Source organism: Massilia terrae (assembly GCF_024753145.1).
In the GTDB taxonomy this organism is placed as follows: Bacteria; Pseudomonadota; Gammaproteobacteria; order Burkholderiales; family Burkholderiaceae_D; genus Telluria; species Telluria terrae.
This window is the reverse complement of the sequence record NZ_JANUGU010000002.1, coordinates 663,008-689,107: the sequence shown is the minus strand read 5'-3', so window position 1 is coordinate 689,107 and position 26,100 is coordinate 663,008. Positions and strand designations below refer to the sequence as shown.

At 64.7% G+C, this 26,100-nt stretch carries 22 protein-coding genes and 1 tRNA gene; 12 read left to right on the top strand and 11 right to left on the bottom strand.

Annotated features, from left to right (window positions below):
• Nucleotide 1 precedes the first annotated feature (1 nt).
• On the top strand, nucleotides 2-2,089 hold the full coding sequence (locus tag NX778_RS10290) for a putative bifunctional diguanylate cyclase/phosphodiesterase (RefSeq protein ID WP_258811633.1): 2,088 nt from the start codon (nucleotides 2-4) through the stop codon (nucleotides 2,087-2,089).
• Here the strand turns inward: NX778_RS10290 and NX778_RS10285 are convergent.
• Nucleotides 2,070-3,044, bottom strand: a complete 975-nt coding sequence (locus NX778_RS10285) for an endonuclease/exonuclease/phosphatase family protein (RefSeq protein WP_258811632.1) — start codon at nucleotides 3,042-3,044, stop codon at nucleotides 2,070-2,072. The two genes, NX778_RS10290 and NX778_RS10285, sit on opposite strands and share 20 nt — an antisense overlap.
• Nucleotides 3,045-3,082: 38 nt before the next feature.
• On the opposite strand from NX778_RS10285, the gene ybaK reads away from it, so the two are divergent.
• The 3 genes from ybaK to NX778_RS10270 all read left to right on the top strand — a co-directional run bounded on the left by ybaK (nucleotide 3,083) and on the right by NX778_RS10270 (nucleotide 5,152).
• The gene (gene ybaK, locus NX778_RS10280) at nucleotides 3,083-3,574 is read left to right on the top strand and encodes a Cys-tRNA(Pro) deacylase (protein ID WP_258811631.1); all 492 of its coding nucleotides are present in this window, start codon (nucleotides 3,083-3,085) and stop codon (nucleotides 3,572-3,574) included.
• Between the two features lie 215 nt (nucleotides 3,575-3,789).
• Nucleotides 3,790-4,431, top strand: coding sequence for a glycerol-3-phosphate 1-O-acyltransferase PlsY (gene plsY, locus NX778_RS10275; protein ID WP_258811630.1), 642 nt, complete (start codon nucleotides 3,790-3,792; stop codon nucleotides 4,429-4,431).
• A 73-nt stretch (nucleotides 4,432-4,504) separates the two neighbouring features.
• A complete protein-coding gene (locus NX778_RS10270) occupies nucleotides 4,505-5,152 on the top strand; it encodes a DsbA family oxidoreductase (RefSeq protein WP_258811629.1) in 648 nt (215 codons plus the stop codon).
• A gap of 102 nt (nucleotides 5,153-5,254) precedes the next feature.
• On the opposite strand, the gene NX778_RS10265 is transcribed toward NX778_RS10270, so the two are convergent.
• Nucleotides 5,255-6,100 (bottom strand): endonuclease/exonuclease/phosphatase family protein, encoded by an 846-nt coding sequence (locus NX778_RS10265; protein ID WP_258811628.1) that lies wholly within the window; start codon nucleotides 6,098-6,100, stop codon nucleotides 5,255-5,257.
• A gap of 89 nt (nucleotides 6,101-6,189) precedes the next feature.
• Nucleotides 6,190-7,218, bottom strand: a complete 1,029-nt coding sequence (tsaD, locus tag NX778_RS10260; protein ID WP_258811627.1) for a tRNA (adenosine(37)-N6)-threonylcarbamoyltransferase complex transferase subunit TsaD — start codon at nucleotides 7,216-7,218, stop codon at nucleotides 6,190-6,192.
• 105 nt (nucleotides 7,219-7,323) lie between these two features.
• On the opposite strand from tsaD, the gene NX778_RS10255 reads away from it, so the two are divergent.
• The gene (locus NX778_RS10255) at nucleotides 7,324-8,679 is read left to right on the top strand and encodes a tetratricopeptide repeat protein (RefSeq protein ID WP_258811626.1); all 1,356 of its coding nucleotides are present in this window, start codon (nucleotides 7,324-7,326) and stop codon (nucleotides 8,677-8,679) included.
• A 6-nt stretch (nucleotides 8,680-8,685) separates the two neighbouring features.
• Here NX778_RS10255 and NX778_RS10250 read toward each other — a convergent pair whose 3' ends face one another.
• Nucleotides 8,686-9,747, bottom strand: a complete 1,062-nt coding sequence (locus NX778_RS10250; RefSeq protein ID WP_258811625.1) for a 3-deoxy-7-phosphoheptulonate synthase — start codon at nucleotides 9,745-9,747, stop codon at nucleotides 8,686-8,688.
• A 102-nt stretch (nucleotides 9,748-9,849) separates the two neighbouring features.
• Here NX778_RS10250 and ybiB point away from each other — a divergent pair, with 102 nt between their 5' ends.
• The 7 genes from ybiB to NX778_RS10215 all read left to right on the top strand — a co-directional run bounded on the left by ybiB (nucleotide 9,850) and on the right by NX778_RS10215 (nucleotide 17,834).
• The gene (ybiB, locus tag NX778_RS10245) at nucleotides 9,850-10,812 is read left to right on the top strand and encodes a DNA-binding protein YbiB (protein WP_258811624.1); all 963 of its coding nucleotides are present in this window, start codon (nucleotides 9,850-9,852) and stop codon (nucleotides 10,810-10,812) included.
• Nucleotides 10,813-10,920: 108 nt separating this feature from the next.
• Nucleotides 10,921-12,132 (top strand): BaiN/RdsA family NAD(P)/FAD-dependent oxidoreductase, encoded by a 1,212-nt coding sequence (locus NX778_RS10240; RefSeq protein ID WP_258811623.1) that lies wholly within the window; start codon nucleotides 10,921-10,923, stop codon nucleotides 12,130-12,132.
• A gap of 126 nt (nucleotides 12,133-12,258) precedes the next feature.
• Entirely contained in the window at nucleotides 12,259-12,471 is a 213-nt protein-coding gene (gene rpsU / locus NX778_RS10235) for a 30S ribosomal protein S21 (RefSeq protein WP_005665410.1), read from the top strand.
• A 129-nt stretch (nucleotides 12,472-12,600) separates the two neighbouring features.
• Nucleotides 12,601-13,050, top strand: a complete 450-nt coding sequence (locus tag NX778_RS10230; protein ID WP_258811622.1) for a GatB/YqeY domain-containing protein — start codon at nucleotides 12,601-12,603, stop codon at nucleotides 13,048-13,050.
• 324 nt (nucleotides 13,051-13,374) lie between these two features.
• Complete coding sequence (gene dnaG, locus NX778_RS10225) at nucleotides 13,375-15,156, top strand: DNA primase (protein WP_258811621.1); 1,782 nt, start codon at nucleotides 13,375-13,377, stop codon at nucleotides 15,154-15,156.
• 243 nt (nucleotides 15,157-15,399) lie between these two features.
• Nucleotides 15,400-17,634 carry an RNA polymerase sigma factor RpoD gene (gene rpoD / locus NX778_RS10220; protein WP_258811620.1) on the top strand — a complete coding sequence of 745 codons (2,235 nt, stop codon included), beginning with the start codon at nucleotides 15,400-15,402 and terminating at the stop codon, nucleotides 17,632-17,634.
• A 121-nt stretch (nucleotides 17,635-17,755) separates the two neighbouring features.
• A tRNA-Ile gene (locus NX778_RS10215) sits at nucleotides 17,756-17,834 on the top strand.
• A gap of 1 nt (nucleotide 17,835) precedes the next feature.
• On the opposite strand, the gene NX778_RS10210 is transcribed toward NX778_RS10215, so the two are convergent.
• The 7 genes from NX778_RS10210 to NX778_RS10180 all read right to left on the bottom strand — a co-directional run bounded on the left by NX778_RS10210 (nucleotide 17,836) and on the right by NX778_RS10180 (nucleotide 26,055).
• Nucleotides 17,836-18,531 carry a hypothetical protein gene (locus NX778_RS10210; RefSeq protein WP_258811619.1) on the bottom strand — a complete coding sequence of 232 codons (696 nt, stop codon included), beginning with the start codon at nucleotides 18,529-18,531 and terminating at the stop codon, nucleotides 17,836-17,838.
• An 84-nt stretch (nucleotides 18,532-18,615) separates the two neighbouring features.
• Nucleotides 18,616-18,855: a hypothetical protein gene (locus NX778_RS10205; RefSeq protein ID WP_258811618.1), complete on the bottom strand. Its 240-nt coding sequence runs from the start codon at nucleotides 18,853-18,855 to the stop codon at nucleotides 18,616-18,618.
• On the bottom strand, nucleotides 18,845-20,509 hold the full coding sequence (locus NX778_RS10200; RefSeq protein WP_258811617.1) for an N-6 DNA methylase: 1,665 nt from the start codon (nucleotides 20,507-20,509) through the stop codon (nucleotides 18,845-18,847). Before NX778_RS10200 ends, NX778_RS10205 begins: the two co-directional genes overlap by 11 nt.
• 152 nt (nucleotides 20,510-20,661) lie before the next feature.
• Nucleotides 20,662-22,074: a S8 family serine peptidase gene (locus NX778_RS10195; protein ID WP_258811616.1), complete on the bottom strand. Its 1,413-nt coding sequence runs from the start codon at nucleotides 22,072-22,074 to the stop codon at nucleotides 20,662-20,664.
• 71 nt (nucleotides 22,075-22,145) lie between these two features.
• On the bottom strand, nucleotides 22,146-23,348 hold the full coding sequence (locus tag NX778_RS10190; protein ID WP_258811615.1) for a DUF4382 domain-containing protein: 1,203 nt from the start codon (nucleotides 23,346-23,348) through the stop codon (nucleotides 22,146-22,148).
• Nucleotides 23,349-23,484: 136 nt separating this feature from the next.
• Nucleotides 23,485-24,666 (bottom strand): hypothetical protein, encoded by a 1,182-nt coding sequence (locus NX778_RS10185; protein ID WP_258811614.1) that lies wholly within the window; start codon nucleotides 24,664-24,666, stop codon nucleotides 23,485-23,487.
• Between the two features lie 102 nt (nucleotides 24,667-24,768).
• Nucleotides 24,769-26,055, bottom strand: a complete 1,287-nt coding sequence (locus NX778_RS10180; protein WP_258811613.1) for a S8 family serine peptidase — start codon at nucleotides 26,053-26,055, stop codon at nucleotides 24,769-24,771.
• Nucleotides 26,056-26,100: the final 45 nt, after the last annotated feature.

The window sequence follows — 26,100 nt, the reverse complement described above, 5'->3', positions numbered from 1 at the left end:
CGTGAACGCCGATTTGCCCGCACTGACCCTCCCGGAACGCGATAATCCGGGATGGGCCGCGCTCGACTGGCTGTACCGCTACGTGGCCGCGCTCGAACTGTCGCCGGCGGTCGCCATCTACAGCCAGGACTACGACGGCACGGTGCGCTTCTGGAACCACGCCGCGGCCGGGCTGTTCGGCTGGCCGGTCGAGGCCGCGCTCGGGCGGCCGTTCCGCGAACTGGTGTCGCACCTCGACCGCCAGGCCGAGTTCGACGCGATGATGGCCGACATCTGGCGCACCGGCCAGGCGCCCGCGCCGCTCGACTGGAAAGTGCAGGCGGCGGACGGTTTCAGCCGCTGGGTGCACGCGAGCCATTTCCCCATCTTCCGCGGTGACCAGGTACAGCAGGTGTTTTGCATGGCGATCGACATTACGCTGCGCGCCGAGGCCGAGCTCAGCCTGCACCGCGCGGCCCAGGTCTTCGAGAACTGCCGCGACGCCATCATCATCATGGACACCGAATACCGGGTGATCTCGGTCAACCAGGCCTTCGCCGATATTTCCGGTTTCACCGCCAGCGACATCGTCGGCAAGAAGCTGCCCAGCCTGCGCTTCGGCGTGCACGACGTCGGTTTCTACGACGAGATCCGCGAACGGGTGTTGGCCGAGGGCCACTGGGAAGGCGAGATCACCAGCGTGCGCGCCAACGGCATCGAGTATCCGGCGTGGGTCGCGGTCACCGCCATTCGCGACGATGGCGGCAAGGTAATCAACTATATGTCGATGCTCACCGACATCACCGAGCGCAAGCGGGCCGAGGAAAACGCGCGCCACCAGGCCGAGCACGACGGCTTGACGGGCCTGCCCAACCGGGTGCTGTTCCTCGACCGCATCCAGCAGGCCCTGGCCACCTGGCGGCGCGAGCGCAAGTGTTTCGCCGTGATGTTCATCGACCTCGACCGCTTCAAGCAGATCAACGACACGCTCGGGCACAAGGCCGGCGACATCGTCCTGCGCGAAGTGGCGCAGCGCCTGCGCCACAGCGTGCGCGGGGTGGACACCGTCAGCCGCCTTGGCGGCGACGAGTTCGTGGTGCTGCTGGCCGACATCCACGGCGCCGAACAAGCCGCCCACGTGGCCGGCAACGTGATGCAGGCGCTGGCGCGCCCCATCGAGCTGGAGCGCCAGGAGATCGTGCAGTCGGTCTCGATCGGCATCGCCATCTGCCCCGGCGACGGCGAGGAATCGGTCACCCTGCTGCACCACGCGGACGTCGCCATGTACCACGCCAAGCAGGAGGGACGCAACGCGTACCGCTTCTTCAGCCCGGCCATGAACGACCACGTGGTCGAACGCGTGCAGATGGAAAACATGCTGCGCCGGGCGCTGGAAAACCGCGAGTTCGTGCTCGAGTACCAGCCGGAAATCGAGATCGAGACCGGCCGCACCATCGGCGTCGAGGCGCTGCTGCGCTGGCGCCATCCGGAGCGCGGCCTGTTGATGCCGCAGGAATTCATCCCGGTGGCGGAGGAGTCCGGGCTGATGGTGCCGATCGGCGAATGGGTGCTGTGCGAAGCCTGCCGCCAGGCCCGCGTGTGGCGCGACCAGGGCTTCCCGATGGTGGTCGCGGTCAACCTGTCGGGCGCCCAGTTCATCCATCCCAACCTGCTGCAGGCGGTCGACAATGCGCTGGCCAACTCGGGGCTCGACCCGCGCTTCCTCGACCTCGAGGTCACGGAAGGCGTCATCATGCAGGGCAACGCCACCGCCGACGACACCGTGGAGGCGCTGCGCCAGCGCGGCGTGCAGCTGACCATCGACGACTTCGGCACCGGCTATTCCAGCCTGTCCTGCCTGCGCCGCTTTCCGCTGTCCAAGCTCAAGATCGACCGCTCCTTCATCGAAGGCATCACCACCCCTGAGGGCGCGGAGCTGATCCCGGCCATCATCGCGGTCGCGCGCAGCCTGGGCCTGAAGGTGATCGCGGAAGGCGTGGAAACGGCCGAGCAGCTGCGCTTCCTGCGCGAGCACGGCTGCGACGAATACCAGGGGCATTACGCCAGCAAGGGCCGGCGCGAGGGCGATCCTACAAGCCAGCGTCCATGAGGCCGTGCGCCTCGTCGAAAAGGCGCAGGCGCGCCACCACCTGGCCATGGTCGGACGCTTCCGGCAGGTTCAGCTCCAGGTGGTCGTTCAGGTACAGCACCTCGACCACTTCGCCGATCGCGTTGGGCAGGGCGGTGTTGAACTCCTCCGACACCAGGATGTGATCGATGGTGGTGTAGTGGCCGTCGTGGACCACCGAGAAGCCGACGTGGCGCAGGTGGTCCTGGCGCCGCTGCAGCTGGCAGGCATCGTACATGCGCGCCGCTGCGCAGCCGCCGTTGCCCAGCACGATGCCGGTGGTGACCGAATCGGCCACGTCGTTGAAGTCGCCCAGCACGATGCGCGGACGGCCGCTGGCGCGCGCCAGCCCGGTCAGCAGCACGCGCAAGGCGGCGGCCTCGGTGCCGCGCCGGATCAGCGAGCGCAGGCAGGCCAGGGCGTACAGCGCCGGGTCCTCGCTGCTGTCGCCGTTGCGGTAGTCGGGGCGGCGCGATTTCAGGTGCACCACCAGCACGTCGACGACGACGTCGGGCGCCAGCAGGATCGGCACGTGCAGCGGGGCGCGGGTAAAGCGGTGCGGGTCGCGCATGCCGGGCGGCGCTTCGATCCCGGCCGGGAAATCGCGCAGCGGCGTGGCGGGCCCGGCCAGCGGCAGGCGCGACACCAGCGCCACACTGGGCGTCAGGCGATCGGCATCCGGATCCGGATCGAAGCCATGCAGGGTGGCGTCGCGGTAGCGGCGGGTGCGCGCCAGCACCGCGCGCAGCGTGGCCTGGCAAAAGATCTCCTGGAAGCCGATCACGTCGGCATCGAGCATGTCGAGCTGGCGCGCGGTCCAGTCGACTTTCGCCTCGTACAATTCCTCGCAACAGGGCTCGAGGTTGTCGTACAGCTTGGCGCCGGGGGGAGCCAGGTTAAACGCGTTAAACGTGGCAAAGCGGATTTCTTGCTGCATAATAAGCAACTCCTCCGTAGCACTTAAGCGTAACACGCATGGCGAAGAAAGAGCACGTATCCGAAACGCCGGCCACCCAATTCCTGCGCAAGCATGGCGTGGCCTTCTCGGAACACCCCTACGAATACGAAGAACACGGCGGCACCGCGGTATCGTCGCAGGCCCTTGGCGTGCCCGAGCACGATGTGGTCAAGACCCTGGTGATGCAGGATGAAGCGGCGCGGCCGCTGATCGTGCTGATGCATGGGGATTGCAAGGTGTCGACCAAAAACCTGGCGCGTGCGATCGGCTGCAAGTCGGTCGAGCCGTGCAAGCCGGAGGTGGCGAACCGGCACACCGGCTTCCTGGTGGGCGGGACGAGTCCGTTCGGCACGCGCAAGCAGATGCCCGTGTACGTGGAAAAGTCCATCCTCGACCTGCCGCGCATCTACATCAACGGCGGACGGCGCGGCTACCTGGTGAGCATCGAGCCGAAGGAGCTGCTGCGGGTGCTGGGGCCGAAGCCGGTCGAGGTGGCGCTGCCGCAATAGGTCGTCACCGCCGCTTACTTAGTTAAAGTCTGCACCGTCGTCCCGGCGCAGGCCGGGACCCATGCTGAGCTTACTGGCCTGCGGCTGCATTTCGACAACTCAAGCGGTCTATGGGTCCCGGCCTGCGCCGGGACGACGGTGGTGAATTGAGGTATCGCCGCCGCTGAGGGATGGTGTATATTCACGAACCAGTTTTCCAGCCGACAATAAATAAGATGAATACACTGATCTTTACCGTGGCCGCCTACCTGATCGGCTCGATCTCGTTCGCGGTGGTGATGAGCCGTGCCTTCGGCCTGTCCGACCCGCGCACCTACGGCTCGAAGAATCCCGGCGCCACCAATGTGCTGCGCAGCGGCAGCAAGAAGGCGGCGATCGCGACCCTGGTCGGCGACGGCGCCAAGGGCTGGCTGGCGGTGTGGCTGGCGCAATACCTGGGGCCGCAGTATGGCGTCGAGGATGGCGGCGTGGCGCTGGTGGCGGTCGCGGTGTTCCTGGGGCACTTGTATCCGGTGTTCTTCCGCTTCGTCGGCGGCAAGGGCGTGGCGACCGCGCTCGGCGTGCTGCTGGGCCTGAACGTCTGGCTGGGCCTGGCGACGCTGGCGACCTGGCTGGTGGTGGCCTACGCCTTCCGCTATTCGTCGCTGGCGGCCCTGATCGCGGCGCTGTTTGCGCCGTTCTACTACGGCCTGCTGTTCGGCGCGGACGAGAAATTGTTCGCCGTGATCGTCATGAGCATGCTGCTGATGTTCCGTCACAGCAAAAACATCTCGAACCTGCTGGCGGGGAAAGAATCGAAGATCGGCGGCAAGGCGGCCGCTGCCGCGCCTGCGGTGAAGGCGAAGAAGAAAAAGTAGGCTGTCCTGCCTCGTCTTTCCAAACCGGCTATCATTGCGACGATCAGATAGCCACAAGCGAAAGGATGAGGGCATGAGCAAGCAACTGAGAATCGATTTCGTGTCCGACGTATCGTGCCCGTGGTGCGCGATCGGGCTGGCGTCTTTGGAAACGGCGCTCGAACACGCCAGCGACGCGGTCTCCGCCGACCTTCACTTCCAGCCCTTCGAGCTGAACCCAAACATGGGCAAGGAAGGCCAGGACATTGGCGAGCACATCGCTCAGAAATACGGCGCGACGGAAGAGCAGCAACAGCATTCGCGCGAGATGATCCGCCAGCGCGGCGCCGACGTCGGCTTCACCTTCGATATGAACAAGCGCGGCCGCATCTACAACACCTTCGACGCGCACCGCCTGCTGCATTGGGCGGAAGACCAAGGCAAGCAGCGCGACCTGAAGCGGGCCCTGTTCGAAGCCTATTTCACGCGCGGGGAAGATCCCAGCTCGCACGAGGTGCTGCTGGAGGTGGCGGACAGTGTCGGGCTCGACAAGGGCGAGGCGGCGCGGATTCTCGAATCGAATGAATACGCCGACGAGGTGCGCGAGACGGAGCAGTTCTTCCAGCGCGCCGGGATCCATTCGGTGCCTGCGGTCATCATCAACCAGAAGCACCTGATTTCCGGCGGCCAGCCGCCGGAGGTGTTCGAGCGCGCACTGCGCGAGATTGCGGCGCAGGCCTAGGCGAAGCCGCTGGCAGCGTTAATTGCGGAATCGTTTTTATACGAGAACGTCATCCCCGCGAAAGCGGGAATGACGGCTCTACTTTTAAATCTTGCGACTGCATCAAGCCAGGTCCAGCACAATCGGCTGGTGATCCGACGCCGCCGTTTCCGACAGCACCTCAGTATTGCTCAGCCGCGGCGCGAGGTCGTTTGTGACGAAGAAAAAGTCATAGCATTCCGGCTTGTCCGGCCAGGGAAACCCGTGCAGTCCGGTGGTCGGCGGCCGTGCCTGGTGGGGATGCAGGTGACGCCACGCGTCCACCAGCGGCAGCGAACCTTCCGCGCCCGGCGACAGCAATTCCCGGTACTCATGCGAGTCCTGCAGGAAGTTGAAATCGCCGCAGATGATCGCCGTTTCCGGCCGCAGCCCGAACTGGTAGGGCGCGTCCAGCGTGGGATCGGGCTGGAACAGGCGCGCCCGTTCGCAGGCTTCCCAATGCAGGTACTTGAGCTGTCGCACCTGCGCCATGCGCTGCGTCTGCGACTGGTATTCCAGATGCGTGTTCAGCACGCGCAATTTGCCGTTCGGCGTATCGAGCACGGCTTCGAGCGCGCCGCGCGGCATGCCCGCGCGCCCCGCCGGATCCGGCGGCCACGGCAGCACATGGCGATGCACCTGGGTGAGCCGGAAGCGCGATAGCAACAGGTTGCCGAACAGGCGAGGCATATTGCTCTTGTAGAGCTCGCTCGGTGCGTGCTCGACGCTGTGGTAGCCACCGAAGGCGCCGGCCAGTTGCCGGAACTGGTTCGAGGACGCACTGCCTTCGAGTTCCGGATGATTGGCAGCTACTTCCTGCAGGCAGATGATGTCCGCATTCAGCCTGCGCAGCACGTCGATGATGGCGTGGATGCGGATCCGCCCGTCTCTTCCGCAGCCCCAGCGTATGTTCCAACTGACCACCCGCATGTGGCGCACCTCCTACTGACAACGAGACCGGGTGAGTGTGCCATTGATGGCGCTCGACGGTCGCACCGTAGGATTCTGTTACATAAAGCTCAAGCTGCTTCGAGTTCGTCCAGCGGCCAGCGCGGACGCACGTTGAAGGAGTAGTCGTGCTGGGCCGCATCCGGCTTGGCTTTCAGGCGCAGCGCGCCGGCGAAGGCGATCATGGCGCCGTTGTCGGTGCAGAACTCCAGCTCCGGATAGTAGACGCGGAATTTCCTTTTCGCCGCCGCCGCGTTGAGCGAAGCGCGCAGCTGCGCGTTGGCGCCGACGCCGCCGGCGATCACCAGTCGCTTCAGGCCGGTGTGGCGCAGCGCGTTCACGCATTTGGCGGTCAACACGTCGACGATCGCGTCGACGAAACCGCGCGCGATATTGGCCTTGTCCTGCTCGCAGATATTGGTCTGCTGGCTCTTCACCACCGTCAGCACGGCGGTCTTCAGGCCAGAGAAGCTGAAGTTGAAATCCTTCGTGTGCAGCATCGGGCGCGGCAGCGTGTAGGCGGTGGGATCGCCAAATTCCGCCAGGCGCGAGATCGCCGGACCGCCCGGGTAGCCCAGGCCGAGCAGCTTGGCCGATTTGTCGAAGGCCTCGCCGGCGGCGTCGTCCAGCGTTTCGCCCAGCAGCGTGTAGCGGCCGACGCCATCCACGCGCATCAGCTGGGTGTGGCCGCCGGAGACCAGCAGGGCGATGAAGGGAAACTCGGGCGGATCGCTGGCCAGCAAGGGCGACAGCAGGTGGCCTTCCAGGTGGTGCACGCCCAGCACCGGCTTGTCCAGCGCCAGCGCGAGGCTGCATGCCACCGACGAGCCGACCAGCAGCGCGCCGGCCAGGCCGGGCCCCTGCGTGTAGGCGATGGCGTCAATGTCGGTCTTGGCGATGCCGGCCGAGGACAGCGCCTGTTCCAGCAGCGGCAGCGCGCGCCGGATGTGGTCGCGCGAAGCCAGTTCCGGCACCACGCCGCCGTACTCCTCGTGCATCGCGACTTGCGAGTGCAGGGCATGGGACAGCAGGCCGCGCTCGGTGTCGTACAGAGCCAGGCCGGTTTCATCGCAGGAAGATTCGACGCCGAGGACAATCATGGGTGGTGTGGAAAAGATGGCATGCGCGGTGCGCGCGTAATCGACTATTGTAAAGCAGGCGCGGGTCGCTTGCTGTTCGGGTCGGTCGGCAAGTAAGATCAGTGCATGACCTCAGCCGAATCCCTGTTCCACGAAGCCGGCGCCCACTTCGCCACCCGCGACTTCCCCGCCGCCGCCGAAAAACTGCGCGCCGCGCTCGCGCTGGAACCCGATTTCATCGAAGCCATCGGCAACCTGGCCTACGCGCTGGACAAGGACGGCCAGCACGACCTGGCCGAAGCGCACTACCTGCGCGCCATCGCTTCCGCTCCCGAACAGCTGCAGCCGCGCCTGAACCTTGGCGTGATGCTCACCGGCCAGCGCCGCTTCGACGAGGCCGAGGCGCTGTACCGCAAGGCGATGACTGATTTCCCCGCCACCCCATCGGTCCTGTCGAATTTCGGCGTGATGCTGGCCTGCGCCGGCCGCGAAGCCGAAGCGGAAGCCTGCCACCGCCAGGCGATCCTGCTCGATCCAAGCTATCGCAAGGCGGCGTTCAACCTGGCCTATCTGTTGCTGCGCCAGGGACGCTGGGAAGAAGGCTGGCAGCGTCTCGAAGCGCGCGACTGGGCCGACGTGCTGCAGCCCCACTTGAACCTGCCGCGCTGGCAGGGCGAAGCGCTGACCGGCACGGCGATCCTGGTCGGCATCGAGGCCGGCCACGGTGACATGATCCAGTTCGGCCGTTACTGCGAGCAGCTCAAGCAGGCCGGCGCCGCGCGCGTCGGCGTGCTGTGCCATCCGGGACTGGTCGCCCTGTTCGGCGGCCTGCGCGGCGCCGACGAGGCGATCGGGCTGGACCAGCCGCTGACTCCGGGTTGGGACTGCTGGGTGCCCGCGCTGAGCTTGCCGTTTTTCTTCCGCACGACAGTGGACTCCGTTCCGGCCGCGCTGCCTTACATCGCGCCCGATCCGGCGCGCATCGCGCGCTCGGCATCGCTGCTGGCAGCGGCGCCGGGCGCACTCAAAGTTGGACTGGTGTGGAAGGGCGGCGCCGGTTTCGAAAACGATAGCGAGCGTTCGCTGCCGTCGCTCGCCACGCTGGCGCCGCTCGCCCAGGTGCCCGGCGTGCGCTTCTTCAGTTTGCAGAAAGGCGCGGGTGAAGGGGACACTGGCGAATTCCCGCTGGTCGACCTGGCCGGCGCGATCGATGACTTCGCCGACACCGCGGCGCTGATCGCGGGACTCGACCTGGTGATCAGCGTGGATACCGCCGTCGCCCATCTCGCGGGCGTGCTCGGCAAGCCGTGCTGGGTGCTGCTGCCGGCCTACCTGGCCGACTGGCGCTGGCTCACCGAACGCAGCGACACGCCCTGGTACCCGGGTGTGATGCGCCTGTTCCGCCAGCGCCGCAGCGGCGATTGGGATGAAACGGTGGCCGAACTGGCGCGCGCGCTCAAGACCTTTCGCGCCGGGCCATGAGAGTGCTCAGGGACGCTGCAGCAGGTCTGCGTGCGCGGCGCGCAGCATCTCCTCGGTCTCTTCCCAGCCGATGCAGCCGTCGGTGACCGAGCAGCCGTATTTCAGCTGGGTCAGGTCGGCCGGGATCGGCTGGTTGCCGCCGACGATGTTCGATTCGATCATCACGCCCACCAGCGACTGGTTGCCGTGGCGGATCTGGCGGGTCACGTCCGACATCACCAGCGGCTGCAGGTCCGGCTTCTTGTAGCTGTTGGCGTGCGAGCAGTCGACCACCAGGTTGGGCGCGAGGCCGGACTTCTTCATGGCCTGCTCCGCGATCGCGACCGACACCGAATCGTAGTTCGGACGGCCGCCGCCGCCACGCAGCACCACGTGGCCGTAGCCGTTGCCCTTGGTGCGCACCACCGACACCGAGCCTTGCTCGTTGATGCCGAGGAAGGAGTGCGGCTTGGACGAGGACAGCACGGCGTTGACCGCGATGTCGACGTCGCCGTCGGTGCCGTTCTTGAAGCCGACCGGGGTCGACAGGCCGCTCGCCATCTCGCGGTGGGTCTGCGATTCGGTGGTGCGGGCGCCGATCGCGGTCCAGGCGATCAGGTCGCCAAGGTACTGAGGCGAAATCGGGTCGAGCGCTTCGGTCGCGGTGGGCAGGCCCAGCTCGCACACGTCCAGCAGGAAGCGGCGCGCGCGTTCCATGCCGATGTCGACGCGGAAGGAATCGTCCATGAACGGATCGTTGATGAAGCCCTTCCAGCCGGTGGTGGTGCGCGGCTTCTCGAAATACACGCGCATCACCAGCACCATCGTGCCGGCCACCTTGGCCTGCAGCTTCTGCAGCCGGCGCGCGTAATCCAGGCCCGCTTCCGGGTCATGGATCGAGCACGGGCCGACCACGACGAACATGCGCTTGTCCTTGCGGTCGAGGATGTCGCGCAGGGTTTCGCGGGCATGCATCACGTTCGCATGGGCGGTGGGGGTGATGGGCAGCTTGGCGTGCAGCTCGTCCGGGGTCGGCATGGCCGCGAACGAGAGGACGTTGGTATTTTCGAGATCGGGCGTGGTAGTCATCTTGGCGCGTCGGTTTGCTAGGTAACAGCCAGTGTAGCTGACATTTCGGTGCACTGCACCATCTCGACAAAAACGATCATGGCCATGGTGTAAGCTGTCGGCATGCAAAGCGATCAACAGCCGTTCCACACGGCCCACTTCATCAAGGAAATCGGACGCGGGCAGAAGGGCGCCCGCTCGATCACGCGCGAGGATGCGCGCCAACTTTACGAGGCCATGCTGGATGGCCGCGTGCCCGACATCGAGCTGGGCGCGCTGCTGCTGGCCATGCGCATCAAGGGCGAGTCGGTCGAGGAACTGGCCGGCTTCATGGATGCGGCCCGCGCCTCGCTGCGCCTGCTGCCGGCGCCGAGCGGTGCGTTCGCGCCGGTGGTGCTGCCGAGCTACAACGGCTCGCGCAAGCTGCCGAACCTGACGCCCTTGCTGGCCGGCTTGCTGGCGCGCGAGGGTGTGCCGGTGCTGGTGCACGGCGTGAGCAGCGACCCCGGCCGTATCACCACCGCCGAAATCTTCGCCGAGCTGGGCTGGGTGCGCGTCTCTTCCGCTGCGCAGATGCTGGGGCAATTTTCCCAGCACAAGCCGTGCTTCATGCCGATCGAGGCGCTGGCCCCGCGTATGGCCGCGCAGTTGGCACTGCGCCGGGTGCTGGGCGTGCGCAATTCGACGCATACGCTGGTCAAGATCCTGCAGCCATTTGATGGGCCCGCGCTGCGGCTGGTGTCGTACACGCACCCCGAATATCTTGAATTGCTCGGACAATATTTCTCGACGGCGGCGCCGGCGGGGCAGGGCGATGCCTTCCTGATGCGCGGCACCGAAGGAGAGACGGTGGCCAATCCGCACCGCGCCCAGCAGATCGATTGGTTCCACGAGGGCGAGCGCACCGTACTGGCGGAGCGCGATGCGCCTACCGATGAGCTTTCCGCGCTGCCGGAAGGGCGCGACGCGGCGTCGACCGCGCAGTGGATCGCGCTGGCGCTGCAAGGCGCGGCACCGGTGCCGGCCTCGATTGCCGCGCAGGCGGCGCATTGCATCCGCGTGGCCCGCGCATTGGCTTCCGGCTGAGCCGACCGGTACAATCTACCCTTTGGTCTCATTCGTCGTTCCCGCGGAGGCGGGAACCCCATCTCTTCCGCAGCACTGTTGCGTTTGGATGGCTGGATCCCGCATCCCATGACAAAACATTACGACGTAGCAGTAATCGGCGCCGGCGCCGCCGGCATGATGTGCGCTGCCGTGGCCGGCCAGCGCGGCAAGCGGGTCGTGCTGCTCGACCACGCGACCCGGCTCGCCGAAAAGATCCGCATCTCCGGCGGCGGGCGCTGCAATTTCACCAACATCGGTGCCGGCCCGCAGAACTTCCTGTCCGAAAACCCGCACTTCTGCAAGAGCGCGCTGTCGCGCTACACGCCGCAGGATTTCCTCGGCCTCATCAAGAAACACCGCATCGCCTGGCACGAGAAGCACAAGGGCCAGCTGTTCTGCGACGATTCCTCCGAGCAGATCATCCAGATGCTGCGTGCCGAATGCGCCGCCGGCGACGTCACTTGGCGCATGCCGTGCAAGATCGCATTCTTGCGCAAGGAAGGCGAGGGCTTCGTGCTGGCCACCGACGGCGGTGACGTGCACGCGCGCAATGTCGTGGTGGCGACGGGCGGCCTGTCGATTCCCAAGATCGGCGCGACCGACCTCGGCTATCGCATCGCGAAGCAGTTCGACCTGAAGGTGATCGAGCCACGGCCGGGCCTGGTGCCGCTGACCTTTGACGGCCCCAGTTGGCAGCCCTTCGTGCCGCTGGCGGGAATCGCGCTGGAGGTCGATGTGTCCACCGAGTCGGGCAAGGGCCGGGCGGCCAAGCGGGGCCACTTCCGCGAGGATCTCTTGTTTACGCACCGGGGCCTGTCCGGCCCGGCCATCCTGCAGATTTCCAGTTTCTGGACGCCGGGGACGCCGATCATGCTCGACCTGTTGCCGGAAATGGATGTGGCGGAGGAGCTGATCTCCACCAAAACCACGCAGAAGAAGCAGTTGGGCAATGTGCTGGGGCAGTGGCTGCCGGCGCGGCTGGCCGAGGGGCTGCTGGCCGCCAATGGTTTGGCTTTGGACGCGCGCCTGGCCGACCTGCCCGATGCAAAATTGCGCAAGCTGGGCGACGCGATCAACCGCTGGGCGATCGTGCCGAATGGTTCGGAAGGCTACAAAAAGGCCGAGGTGACGCTGGGCGGCGTCGACACCCGCGAGCTGTCGCAGCAGTCGATGATGACCAACAAGGTGCCCGGACTCTACTTCATCGGCGAAACCGTCGACGTGACCGGCTGGCTGGGCGGCTACAACTTCCAATGGGCCTGGGCGTCCGGCTATGCCGCCGGCAACGCCATCGAATAAGTTTGCTGTTAGAGGCGATATCTCATCAGTTGTAGCAATTCCGGCACATCCGTTTAAACGCTTCCACTGCTGACAAAATGCTGCTAGAATCTCCTTCTTCCCTAAATCTAACGGTTTGATTTTTACATGACCACTATCCGCCTTAAAGAGAACGAGCCGTTCGAAGTCGCAATGCGTCGCTTCAAGCGCACCATCGAAAAAACCGGTCTGCTGACCGAACTGCGTGCGCGCGAGTTCTACGAGAAGCCGACTGCAGAGCGCAAGCGTAAGCTGGCGGCCGCTGTCAAGCGTCACTACAAGCGTATCCGCAGCCAGCAGCTGCCGAAGAAGCTGTACTAATTCCAGACTCGGCACTGGTTCCCGTGACGGCGTGTGCCGCGCGGCGCGGACCTGCTGAACAGTCGTGAAACCCGCTCCGGTAGCTGCCGCAGCGGGTTTTGCCTTTTTCTTAAGACACTCGAGGACCCCATGAGCCTGAAAGACCAGATCACCGACGACATGAAAGCCGCGATGCGCGCCAAGGAAAGCGGCAAGCTCGCCACCATCCGCCTGATCCTTGCCGACATCAAGCGCAAGGAAGTTGACGAGCGCATCGAGCTGAACGATGCGCAGGTGCTGGCCGTGGTGGAAAAGATGATCAAGCAGCGCAAGGACTCGATCACCCAGTTCGAAGCCGGCGGCCGTCAGGACCTGGCGGACATCGAGCGGGCCGAGCTGGTCGTGTTGTCGGCCTACATGCCGGCCGGGCTGTCGGACGAAGAAGTGGCGGCGGAAGTGCAAGCTGCCGTGGCTGCCTCCGGCGCCGCGGGGCCGCAGGACATGGGCAAGGTCATGGCGATCCTCAAGCCGAAGCTGGTTGGGCGCGCCGATATGACGGCTGTGTCCGCGCAGGTCAAGAAAGCCCTGACCGGCACTTGAGTTTATGTGGGGGTGAGTGCTCGCTCAGGTGAGCTGTTTGTCTAATTCTCAACACTCAAAACCGTCGTCTCCGGCACTGCCGGAGCCGGCTCCCGGCGAAGGCCGCGACCCATAGACCGGCTCCGCTGTCGAGATCTATCAGGAACTCCGATAAAAGCCCGTCTTTATTAATTGTTAACGATAAATCCGGATTCGGGCTTCGTTATCTGTTCTATGGGTCCCGGCCTCCGCCGGGACGACGGGCTTGTATAAGCCTTGCTGCACCTCAACCCGCAGCAGCCGCTGCGGTATAGTCTGACCTGAGACAAAACACTGCACTTTCAAGTGATACCGCAAACCTTCATCACCGATTTGCTCAACCGGGTCGATATCGTCGATGTGGTAGGGCGCTACGTTCAGCTGAAAAAGGGCGGGGCCAATTTCATGGGCCTGTGCCCGTTTCACAACGAAAAGTCGCCCAGCTTCACGGTCAGCCCGACCAAGCAGTTCTACCATTGCTTCGGCTGCGGCGCGCACGGCACCGCCATCGGCTTCCTGATCGAATACTCCGGCATGGGCTTCGTCGACGCCGTCAAGGACCTGGCCCAGAACGTCGGCATGATCGTCCCCGACAACGACGACAAGATTCCTCCCGCCCAGCGCGCTGCCCAGCAGGCCCAGTCGCTGGCCCTGTCCGACGCCCTCCAGCGCGCCTGCGACTTTTACCGCGCACAATTGCGCCAGGCCCCGAACGCGATCGCCTACCTGAAAGGCCGCGGCCTGACGGGCGAAATCGCGGCCCGCTTCGGCATGGGCTACGCCCCCGCCGGCTGGACCAGCCTGAAGTCCGTGTTCCCCGACTACGAGGCGCTGGCGCTGGTCGAATCCGGCCTCGTGATCGACCACGTCGACGAAGACGGCGGCAACAAGAAGCGCTACGACCGTTTCCGCGAACGCGTGATGTTCCCAATCCGCAATGCCAAGGGCCAGGTGATCGGCTTCGGCGGCCGCGTGATGGATGGCGGCGAGCCGAAATACCTGAACTCGCCGGAAACGCCCCTGTTCAGCAAGGGCACCGAGCTCTACGGCTTGTGGGAAGCGCGCCAGGCCATCCGCGATGCCGGCTACGTGCTGGTGACGGAAGGTTATATGGACGTCGTCGCCTTGGCCCAGCTCGGCTTCCCGCAAGCGGTGGCCACGCTCGGCACCGCCTGCACCAGTACCCACGTGCAAAAGCTGCTGCGCCAGACCGACATGGTCATCTTCAGCTTCGACGGCGACAAGGCCGGCCGCCGCGCCGCCCGCCGCGCGCTGGAAGCTTGCCTGCCGCACTTGTCTGACGATAAGACCGTCAAGTTCCTGTTCTTGCCGCAAGAACACGACCCGGACAGCTATGTGCGCGCATACGGCGCCGAAGCTTTCGACCAGGAAATCGAAAGCGCCATGCCGCTGTCCCAATTCCTGCTGCGTGAAGTTTCTGGAGAGCACGATCTTTCCACGCCGGAAGGCCGCGCCCGCATCCAGTTCGACGCCAAGCCGCTGCTGGCCTCGATGGCGCCGTCCAGCCTGCGCCTGCAGATCGTGCGCGGCTTGGCCAGCCTGACCGAATCGACGCCGGCCGAAATCGAAAGCCTGTTCGACCTGTCCAAGCCGGTAGCTGCGGTCAAGCGTGCGCCGCCGCGCCAGGGCCGGCCCCAGCCGGTGGGGCTGGAACTGAAGATCATTCGCATGATCGTCACCCAGCCCTCGCTGGCGCATGCGCTCGACGAGTCGGCGCTGGCCGCCTTCAGCTTTTTCGGCGAGGAAGCGGCCGAAGGCCTGTGCCACCTGGTGACCACGGCCCAGTCGCTGGGACCGAACGGAAACTTCGCGGCGTTGTCTGAGCAATTGAAAGAGGTCACCACGGAATACGACCACCTCATCGCCATGATCGCCGCCGAGCCGGAACCGGACATCGACGCCGAACGCATTGTTTTGCTCAGCGCTGTGCGCGAGATCAAAAAGGAGATGTTAAAAAAAGAGCTTAACCAGTTGTTTTCCAGCGGTTTGACCCAAGATCAGGTGAGCGCGCGCTATCGCGAAATTACTGCGCAACAAAACTTGCTGGCCAAGGAAGAGCAGGCCTGAAATCGGCACCCCGATAAGCTCAAATACACGTTCCGCTAGGGAAGTGTGCGAACTGGAAAAGACGGGGGTGCGTGCTATAATAAAACGCTAACTATTGCAAGGGTTGAAACGATTTTTCGTCTCAATCGTAGCGTGGCGTTTCAGTTAGTAGGCGGGGGAGTTTGTTCCTGCACGATAGACGTAAGGTAACATTACTTTATCTTTAACCATCGTAGGTAGGTTGTTGTGACATCGAAAGCGCCTGTGCCAACCAAGAAACCCCAACCCAAAGTGGCTGCCAAAACCACCCGTTCCGTCAAGGCGGACAAAGCGCAAGACAAGGCAGTGACCGCGAGTGCGGCGCCTGTCGTGAGCCAGACGACCGATGCGGCCGCCCTGGCTGCGATCGACACGTCCGGCTACGTGCTGCCCACGGTCAAGGTACCGGGGCGGCGGGGTCGCAAGCCCAAGGAATTCACGCCTGAGAACGACGAAGTCGCCGCGCTCAACACCATCGAACGTGCCGAAATGAAGGCCGCGGACAAGGCCAAGGCCAAGGACCGCAAGGCCAAGGAAAAAGCGCTGCTCAAGGACGCGTTCGCGTCGGACAGCGAAGCGAGCGAAGAAGAGCTCGAAAACCGCCGCCAGAAACTGAAGGCGTTGATCAAGTCCGGCAAGGAACGCGGCTTCCTCACCTACGCCGAGATCAACGACCACCTGCCCGACAACATCGTCGATCCGGAAGCGATCGAAGGCATCATCGGCACTTTCAACGACATGGGCATTGCCGTGTACGAACACGCGCCCGATGCCGAGACGCTGCTGCTGTCCGACAATGTCGCCTCCGCCGCCTCCGACGACGAAGCCGAGGCTGCCGCTGAAGCGGCGCTGTCCACCGTCGACTCCGAATTCGGCCGCACCACCGACCCGGTCCGCATGTATATGCGTGAAATGGGCTCGGTCGAGCTGCTCACGCGCGAAGGCGAAATCGAAATCGCCAAGCGCATCGAAGACGGCCTGAAGGACATGATCCAGGCCATCTCGGCTTGCCCGGTGACCATCGCCGAAATCCTCTCGGTGGCCCAGCGCATCGATACCGACGAGATCAAGATCGACGAAATCGTCGACGGCCTGGTCGACCCGTACGAGGTCGAGAACGCCGCCGTCGCGCCCGCGACCGACGATGACGAGGACGAGGACGAAGAAGACGAGGAAGAAGAGGAAGAGGAAGAAGAAGCCTCGGCCAGCCCCGGTGCGGCCGGCTACTCGGCCGAGCAGCTGGAAGCGCTGAAGGTCGCCTCGCTCGGCAAGTTCGACGCCATCGCCCAGCAATTCGACAAGATGCGCAAGGCCTTCGAAAAGGACGGCTACAACTCCAAGGCCTACGTCAAGGCGCAGGAGTCGATCTCCGACGAACTGCTCGGCATCCGCTTCACCGCCAAGGTCGTCGAAAAGCTGTGCGATACGCTGCGCGGCCAGGTCGACGAAGTGCGCCACATCGAGAAGCAGATCCTGGACGTCGCCGTGAACCGCTGCGGCATGCCGCGCGCCCACTTCATCAAGGTGTTCCCGGGTAACGAGACCAACCTGGAATGGGTCGACGGCGAAGTCGCCGCGGGCCATGCCTACAGCGCCATCCTCAGCCGCAACATCCCGACGATCAAGGAACTGCAGCAACGCCTGATCGACCTGCAAGCCCGCGTGGTGCTGCCGCTGCACGACCTTCGCAACATCAACCGCCAGATGGCGGCCGGTGAGATGAAGGCGCGCAAGGCCAAGCGCGAAATGACCGAGGCTAACCTGCGTCTTGTGATTTCGATCGCCAAGAAGTACACCAACCGCGGCCTGCAATTCCTCGACCTGATCCAGGAAGGCAATATCGGCCTGATGAAGGCGGTGGACAAGTTCGAATACCGCCGCGGCTACAAGTTCTCGACCTATGCGACGTGGTGGATCCGTCAGGCCATCACCCGTTCCATCGCGGACCAGGCGCGCACGATCCGTATCCCGGTCCACATGATCGAGACCATCAACAAGATGAACCGCATCTCGCGGCAAATCTTGCAAGAAACGGGCGCCGAGCCGGATCCGGCGACGCTCGCGGTCAAGATGGAAATGCCGGAAGACAAAATCCGGAAGATCATGAAGATCGCGAAAGAGCCGATCTCGATGGAAACGCCGATCGGTGACGACGACGATTCGCATCTGGGCGACTTCATCGAGGACAACAACACGCTGGCGCCGTCGGATGCCGCGCTGCATGCCTCGATGCGTGGTGTCGTGAAGGACGTGCTCGACTCGCTGACGCCGCGCGAAGCCAAGGTGCTGCGCATGCGCTTCGGCATCGAAATGTCGACCGACCACACGCTGGAAGAAGTCGGCAAGCAATTCGACGTCACCCGCGAGCGTATCCGCCAGATCGAAGCGAAGGCGCTGCGCAAGCTGCGCCACCCGTCGCGCTCGGACAAGCTGAAGAGCTTCCTCGAAGGCAGCAGCTAAGTTTGCCTTGACGGGGCCGCGCTAAAAGCAATATCCTCTCGCCACTTCGTTTGGGACGGCCGCAAGGGCCTCCCCGGGTGGCGAGCGTTTTTAGCGCCGCGCGATTGAAACGATTTTTCTTGGGCCTCTAGCTCATGCCTGGTTAGAGCAGCGGACTCATAATCCGTTGGTGCCCGGTTCGACTCCGGGGAGGCCTACCAATTATTCCAAGAAATTCAGGCGCCGCCGCGCTTCCTCGTGCATGTTGACTGGCGTGGCGTCGAGTACGCGCAGGATCATCGCCTTGAGGAAGCGGCCCGGGTCGAGCCCAAGGGGAGTGCGTTCGCTCACGATGCGCACGCTTGGGAGTAGCGCCAGATCGCGGTCAACGTTTGACGTGGGCTCGTCTGCTGGAGCATCTTCTTCGCTGTCAATCTCAAGCCCCGGTTCCGGCACGCCGCGCGCGGCAGGCTCTTCACCAGCATTAGCGATCGCAACCTCGTCCGCGTATTCCATCAACACCAGGCAGGTGGCGTGATAAGCGTCGTCCTCGCGTCCCAGCTTACCGAGCAGATCGCATAACCATGCCGCGACGCGCGGCTCTTTTTCCAGGATGTCGGAGCGCAGGCCAAACACGAAGCCCAGCGCAGCGAGCGGATGCCGCAAGCGCAGGTTCTTCGCGTCGCCATACGATTCCTCGACGCGGTTCGGCGCGTTCTTGCCGTACGAAGAATCCATGCGCTTCGTTGAGATCAGCAGCTCCGGACCGGTGACCCAGTCCGTCATAATGACGTCCACTTGCTTGACGTAGTTCTTGCCGAGGATGGATGCGCTGGATGAGGTGACGCCAGGGATCGACGCCGCCGTGTTCACATAGTTCGCCGCGCGCTCGCGCATGTCCCGCGGCAGCGCCTTCAACAGGGCCGCGACAGGGGCGGGCAGAATCCGCGGATGGGTGGACCGCGGCCATACCTGGTCATTGTCGAAGCCGGCACGCCGCAGTTAGTAACTCAGCCACACATCCAGCGCAAGCGCCGGCACGCCCGATTGCGTCCCGGCCTTGAGATACAGCGGTACTCCCAGCAGTTTGACGAGCGTGTCGTAGTCTGGCTCGTAACGTACTTCACCATCTGGCGCTTTGACCCACGGATTGCTGTGCTGGCGCCTGGGTGCCGCGCGCGCGACGATTTGGTCGAACAGGATCCAGGCTTTCGCCTTGGCGGATGGTGGTTTAGCGGCCACTGGCAGCCCTCGTTGTGCGGCGCTGGGCAAGCGCTGCTCGCGCCTGCCGGATGCGCTCGATCTGGTTCTTCTGTAGTCGATGCAGGACGATTTGATCCACTCGCTCTACCGCATCGAGCAGCCTGCCTTCGTCCAGCAGTTTGGCGACGTCGTCCTTGATTGCACGGAGCGCGTCGGCACAGGCCAGCACGAGCGCATGCGATGGCATCGCCCACACGTCCGCTTCTTTCGGTTCGATCTTCAGGATGCCGCCGCCGTAGGATCGGCCCACGATCTCGGCGTGCAGCAGCGTGACGGAGTTCAGGCTCGCGAGCGGCAACAGCTCGCGACCGAGCGTGCGGTGTTCGTCCTTGAAGTAGATGCCATGCACCGAATTGAGGTGGATGGCGCCGGCATCGTTGGCGGTGAGGCGCGGCGTGTCCGCGTTCATGCAGGTCAGGAACAGGTCCGCGACGGCGACGAGTGGAACCTTGTACCAGGTCTTGCGGACGCGGCACTTGTACGCGGTGTCGACGCCAGTACGGTGGCCATCCGCGATGTAGGCGGCTGCTGCTGCAGAAGGCCGTTCGCCCGGATAAAAGAGATGGGTAGCCTGGCCCTCGCGGCCAAGCTTGGTGAGCATGGCTTCGGACAGCGACAGGCCGCGCAGATGCGAACTGCCGGGCGGGGAGAGCCGTAGAAGCTCATTACGGCGCAGGCCGAGTTCCTTCGCGCGTTGCGGTGAGAGCGTGAAGTATTTGTTGTTGCCGGTGACGACGCCGAGGGTTGTGTCACCCCAGGTCTCCAGGCTGGTGAACAGCTCCCGCCGCAGCAGCTCATTCACTGGCGCGATCGCTTCAGGATCGATCAGGCTGCTCGTCCACTTCGCAGCTGGGTCCACTGGCGTCCAAACCTGACCCGCACTGAGCGACGCGAGCGATGCAGCGTTCTTTGCCTGGCGAATCGTGGCAGATTGTGTGGGCCCTTCAAGATAGCCATCGGCCAGCAGCAACACGACGTCGGCTTCCGCTTCCGGAAACACTTGCTGCTCGAACAGCACGAGCTCCACATGACGGAAGCGATTGAAGAGGAATTGACGCACCGGCGCGGCGTAATTCACCGACAGCAACTCGGCCGGGAGAACAAGGCCGAGCCGCCCGCCCGGCCTGAGGAACATTGCGGAGTGGATCGTGAACGCGGCCCAGCTGGAGGCGAGGCCCGTCAGCGCAACGCCACCGCGAAGGGCGGCCTCGCGCGAGCGGGCACGCGCCGCGCCGGAGAAATCCTGATAGCGGATGTAAGGCGGATTGCCGATCACCGCGTCATACACGGGATTCGGCGCCACCTCAAAGAAGTCGCTAGTCGAAATACGCGCTTTGCCGCCGGCTTCCTGCACACGTTGCCGGGCGAGCCGCGCGCTGTACGGGTGGATCTCGACCCCGTGAACCGCCGGAGCCGCTGACCTGATTTTCGAAAGGCCGCGGAGGCGCTCCACGGCGGCGACCAGGAATGCCGCGTCGCCCGCCGAAGGTTCCATCACAAGATCCGCCGGCGCGCGAATGGCCCAGTCAGCGATGAACCGGGTGATCTCGTCAGGCGTGAAGAATGCGCCGCGCTCCTTGCGCAGGGCAGGCGTATCGTCGAGATCGATGTGGCGTGAAAGGGCCAATTTCAAACCTTGTGGTGCGCGCAGGAAACGCCCGGATTTTAGCCCGTTTGCAAGCCTACCGTCGAGGTGGAAATACTGTATATTTATTCAGTATAGCCCATGCGCCAGCCTGCAGAGGTATCGAATCGCGATCTTTGTAAGAAGCCGACAGTTTCAGCTTAGGGCTGCATTTGATCCGGAGAGATGCGATACGCTTCCCCGACCAGTCCCCAGCCCTTGTCGCTTGAACGGGAGCCGTTACCACCGATCGCTTGTTTGGCAAGGTCCTGGACCGCGCTTGCAGCGCGTTCAGCACCCGGCTTGCTGATCCTCTCTGCCAGCAGTGCCGCGACGATGGGCGCCGCGAACGAGGTCCCACGGACCACTCGAAAATCCGGAGCGCCAGGACTGGCGGCAAGCATCTTGCTGCCCGGTGCAATGAAGGCAACCTGCGGCCCCCGCGCTGCCTCGGGCAAAACGCGGCGCCTGTCGTCCACGGCGCTGACACCGATAACACCGGGATAGCTCGCGGGGTAAAGAGGCGGCGCGGCCGGGCCATCGTTACCGACTGCCGCCGTGAGGACATGTCCTCGTCGGATCATTGCGAGCACGGCCTGCTCCAGGATCCGGTTGCTCGGGCCAACCAGGCTGATATTGATGACCGGAACCTCATTCTTCGCGAGCCACGCCAGCGCCAGGGCAATTTCACTGGCTGAACCACCGGTCGAAAGGCCGCAATACACATCGGCCGCGAACAAGGTGCCGCCGGGCGCCACGCCTTTGAATTGATCCGCTTCACCCACCATGAGCGAGCCGACGGCCGTTCCGTGCTCACTGGGGATGCGTTTTTCCTGGCAACCCCAGTGCACGATCTTCGCTTTCCGAAACACGGCGTGGCTTGCGTCGACACCGCCATCGATCAGCCCCAGCCGCACATTACCCGCGCCAGTACGAGACGCGACCGGAGTGCTTGCGCGCCCTGGGGCGTCTTCCGCTTCGCTCATCGTATAAAGATGGTCGAAATCCATGATCACGTTCGGCGAAATTTCCCGCAGCCGGAGCAAGGCATCGCCGGTGAACGACGCCGCCGGCACAACGAGTGTCGTTAATTGCAGGTCGAGGTCACGCAGCGTGTGCGTGCCGGCGACGGTGAATCCGCTTGCCAGGAATTTGGCGAGATCTTCTTTCGATGGCGAGACGACCAGGATTTGCCGCTTGAGAATGGGATCGCCGTGCGGATCGGCTTCGATGACGTCCTCGTGTAGACGGATGAGCTCGTGCGCCTGCTTTCCCCGTGCCTGCCGCAATGCGGCGACGTCGGGAATCCTCTCGTTATCCTGACCATTATTTTGACGCAGCAAGCTGGCGTCGGGCCGCATCCCATCGAGGCCGTGCAGGCCGCCCATGTTCTGGAAGCTCTGGGGCGGGCGACGCCCCTGCGCGTGGGTCACGCCGGGCAATAGGAGGGCAGCCGCCAGCAGTGCGTTCAGTGCAGCCCAAGCTCCATGTACCGAAGTGCGCATGGTGAAGTCGGTAGTCGATCTCACGCGCAAGTGTAGTTGAATTTCCGCCGAGACAGCGCTGCCTTGCATGCAAAAGACTCCTGGCGTCTAGCTGTTCACTAGAGGCCAGGAGGAGCAAGGCCGGCAGATGCCGCGGCGTGTTACGGCGTCAGCGTGAAGTTGACGTTGGTCTGGTCGGCGGTGCCAATATCGATCGCGGTCACCGACTTGGTGGTGTAGCCAGTCGCCGAAGCATCGACACGGTATTGGCCAGCCAACGGTACGGTCGTTGCAGCGGCAAACGTCAGTGGCAGGCTTGTGCTGTAGGCGACATAGCGCGGTGCGAGAACCGGCAGGTTCGTCAAGCTATAAGCGCCGCCACCGACCGGAGTCATGGCGAACTTGAGCGTGACGGTCGGGCCGCCGGTAATGGCTTGAATGGCCGAAACCTCGGCCGGTTCCGTGGCGCTGGCCGGCGTCTGGGTCACGTTGCCGCTGATGTTGCGGTTCTGCCCGGCGACCGGCGTGATAGGCGCGGCCGAGGTGCTGACCTGGGTCATCGCGCTGGCGGTCACGGGGACGGCGCCGATGACGTTGGCGGCATAACCGTCAGCCGTGATCACCACGTCGTAATTGCCGGCAGGCAGACGAGTCAGGTCGAATTCGCCGGTGCTGCTCGGGGTCGTGGACGCCTTGATGACGCCGTTTTGCTGCGCCGACACGGCGACGTGGCTGCCCAACGTCCCGGTGGCGACGAAGCCGCTGATGCCGTTCAGGGCCAGCGGCACGACCTTAACGACCGGCTTCAGGATATAGCCACCGCTATTGCCTTTGGTGACGATGGATTTGCAGGCATCGAAGTCCAGCACGAGGTCCACGCGCTGGCCAGCCGTCACATCGAAATCGTTGATCAGCTTGATGCCGCTTTGCACGGCGCTCGGCGTATCGATCGGGACTTCCGTCGTTGTGCCGGTCTTGACCACCGTGTTGCTGTTGGCGCCGCTATCCAGCACCAGACGCAGCTGGCTGTAGTGGCCGGCGCCTAGCGATGTCGTGCCCAGAGCCTGCAATGTGCCGTTATTCAAATCGAGGAGATTGATTTTCTTGGCCGGCGACAAGGTGATGTCGGTCCAGCCGCTGTCGGTGTCGCTGGCGGTGGAACTGGAATTGATGCGGACCTTGGATACCGTAACGTTGACCGCGTCGAAACCGCAGGCCGGTGCGTCGGTCATCGACACGCTCACCGTGCCCAGCAGGGCGGTCGGTTGCGAGCCACCGTCACCACCACCGCCGCCGCATGCAACCATCGCGGTAGAAAGCGCGGCAATGGCGGCCGCTTTCGCTAATATGTTTTTGTTCAACATGATTTTTCTCCTGGTGGGAAAATTTCAAAGCCCCTGCGCAGTGCATGTACAAATTCTTACCACGGACAGCCGAACCGAGGCGCATATTCATACAACGTTCGGACAGCCGGATTTCTTCCGGCTGTCCGAATTCTTTTTACTGGCCGTCGCCCGAACCGCTGGCCGAACCCTGGCCGCTGGCGGCCGCGGAACCCGACGCGGTGGTCTTCGATGCCGATCCCAGCGCGTGCTTGGCGCCTTGGCCCGATGCATGGGCGGTCTGTTTGGAATTGGCCGTGCTGGACGCGGCATACGAGCGCGTGTTGGCAGCCTGCGTGCTGGCGCCCTGGTGCACAGGCGATGCCACATCGCGGCCCGCGCCGGCCAGGCCGAGGCCCTGGCCATTGTTCACACTGCCGTTCGCCGACGTATCGCCTTTGCCTTGCGCGCTGCCGTTCGCGTTCACGCCGTGCCCGCGGCGGGCGCCGGTTGCGGAAGCGGTATCGCTGGACTTGTTGCCGCCGGCATTGGCGCTCGCCGCTTGCGAGTGTGCGTCGGACAGTGCGCCGCCGAGATTCAGGGCGCGATTGGCGGGCTGGCTTTCATGGCTGGCTTGCGTGGTGCCGGCGGGCGCCGCCGATGCCAGCGTCGACACGGCCTGTCCATGGCTGGCGGCGCCACCCGATTTGGAGGCGCCTTGCGCCGCGCCCGAAGCAGGCGGCTGGTTCTTCGCCGGCACGGCGGCGCCAGCGTTGCCAGCGCCAGCAGCTGACTGCCCCGCATTCGCAAGGCTGCCCTGAAGGTCGGCGGTGCCGCTGCCTGTGCCCGAGGCGGCCGCTTGCGCCGTATTCGCGCCAAGCGAGCCGGCCGACGATGCCTTGCCCTGGACCTCGGCCGCGCCGCGCGAAGCGACGTCGCCCAGCGATGCCGCGCCGGCGCCGGCCTTGTCCTGCGCACCCTGCAGCGCGGTAGCCGCCATCGATTTGCCTGCATCGCCTGCGCCGCCCGCCGCTCCCGCCAGCGATGCCGCATTCGGCGCCGGCACCGCGGGCTTCGCGCCACTCAGGCTGATGTTGCCGCTGCCCTGGCCGGACGCGCTGCCGTCGGCCGATGCGCTCTTGTGCAATTCAGCGGCGCGTTCGGCGCGCAGCTCGCTCAGCGAAGACGAGCCGCGGACGATCTCCGGCCCCATGCCGCCGCCAATCTGGCCCATCCCGCCCATCATGCCGCCGAGCGAGCCACCGAGGCCGCGGCCGCCGCCAAGCAGTTGGGCATGCGCCGATGCGGCCACGCCGCAGGAAAAAATGAGAGCGATCTGGGCGACGAGTTTGCTGTTCATGGGGTTCTCCTTGAATGGTTGGCGCGGACAATCCGTCGCCGTTGAAAGGAGAACGAAGCAGCTCAGCGGTTTCTTCCATCCACCGCGAAATTTTTTTTCAGGTCAGCGCAACCACGCCGGATCCGTGCGCACATCAGCGCCCACGATCCCGTACCCGAGGCTGTTGCTGATCGCGCCCTTGTCCACGCCGGACGCGCTGCGCGCCAGCGCATCGACGGCGTCATGGGCACGGTTGCGGTCCGGACGCACCAGCTTCGGCGCCAGCAGCCCCGCGACGATCGGCGCCGCGAACGAGGTGCCGCGCATCGTGCGATACGGCGGATCACCCGGCACCGCGCTGACCATATTGTTACCGGGCGCCGCAAACATCACCTGCGGTCCGCGCGCCGCTTCCGGCAGCGGATCGCCGTTGCGGCTAATGCCGGTCACGCCAACCACGCCGGGATAGCTGGCCGGGTACAAGGGCGGCGCCGCCGGCCCGTCGTTGCCGACCGCGGCGACCAGCAGGTGCCCGCGCTTGACCATCGCCGCGACCACGCGCTCCAGCGCCTGGTTCGGCGGTCCTACCAGACTCAGATTGATCACACCCACCTGTTCATGCGCCAGCCACGCCAGCGCGGCCGCGATGCGCTCGGCCGAGCCGCCCGCGGGGTCGTCGCAGTAGATATCGGCCGCATACAGCTGCATGCCCGGCGCCGCGCCGCGAAAGCGTCCGTCGCGGCCCACCATCAGCGCGGCGACCGCGGTGCCGTGCGTGCTTGGATGCGCCGTGCCGCCACAGCCCCACGATTGGATTCTCGAATCGTGCAGCGAACGATGCGACCGGTCCACGCCGCTGTCGACCAGGCCGACGCCGGGCGTGCCCTGATCCGCGGGCGCGGATGCCGCGTCTCCCGCCGACGCCGAAGCCGGCGCCGTGCCGCTGCCTGTATAAATATGGTTGAAGTCGTAGTGTCCGTCCGGATCCCGCGCGCGCAAGCGATCCAGCACCTGCGCTGTGCCCGCGCCCTCGGGCACGCGCAGCGTAACCAGTATCTGGTCGAGTTCCTCGAAGCGTTCCTCGCGCGCCACGCGCAGGCCCGCGCCACGGGCCGCGTCCAGCGCGGCCGGCGACGGATTCCACGCCAGGATCTCGCCGCGCAGCACCGGCTCGCCGCGCGGATCGGCTTCCAGCACATCGGGATGGCGGCGCAGCAGCTGCCCCACCTGGTCCAGCCGCAGCGTGCGCAGGTCGGGCAGGTCAACGCGATCGACCAGCTGCTGTGCGGGCCGGCGCAGCTCGTCAAGCGCGCCGAGTCCTTGCGGCAGATTCAGCGAGGGCAAGCGCAGCTGGGCCGCAGCGCCGCCTGCCGCGGCCAGCGCCGCCAGTAAAAGTAAAAGTTTTCGCATGGTCGAATGTTAATATGCACGAGTCAGACGTAACAATAAAACGAA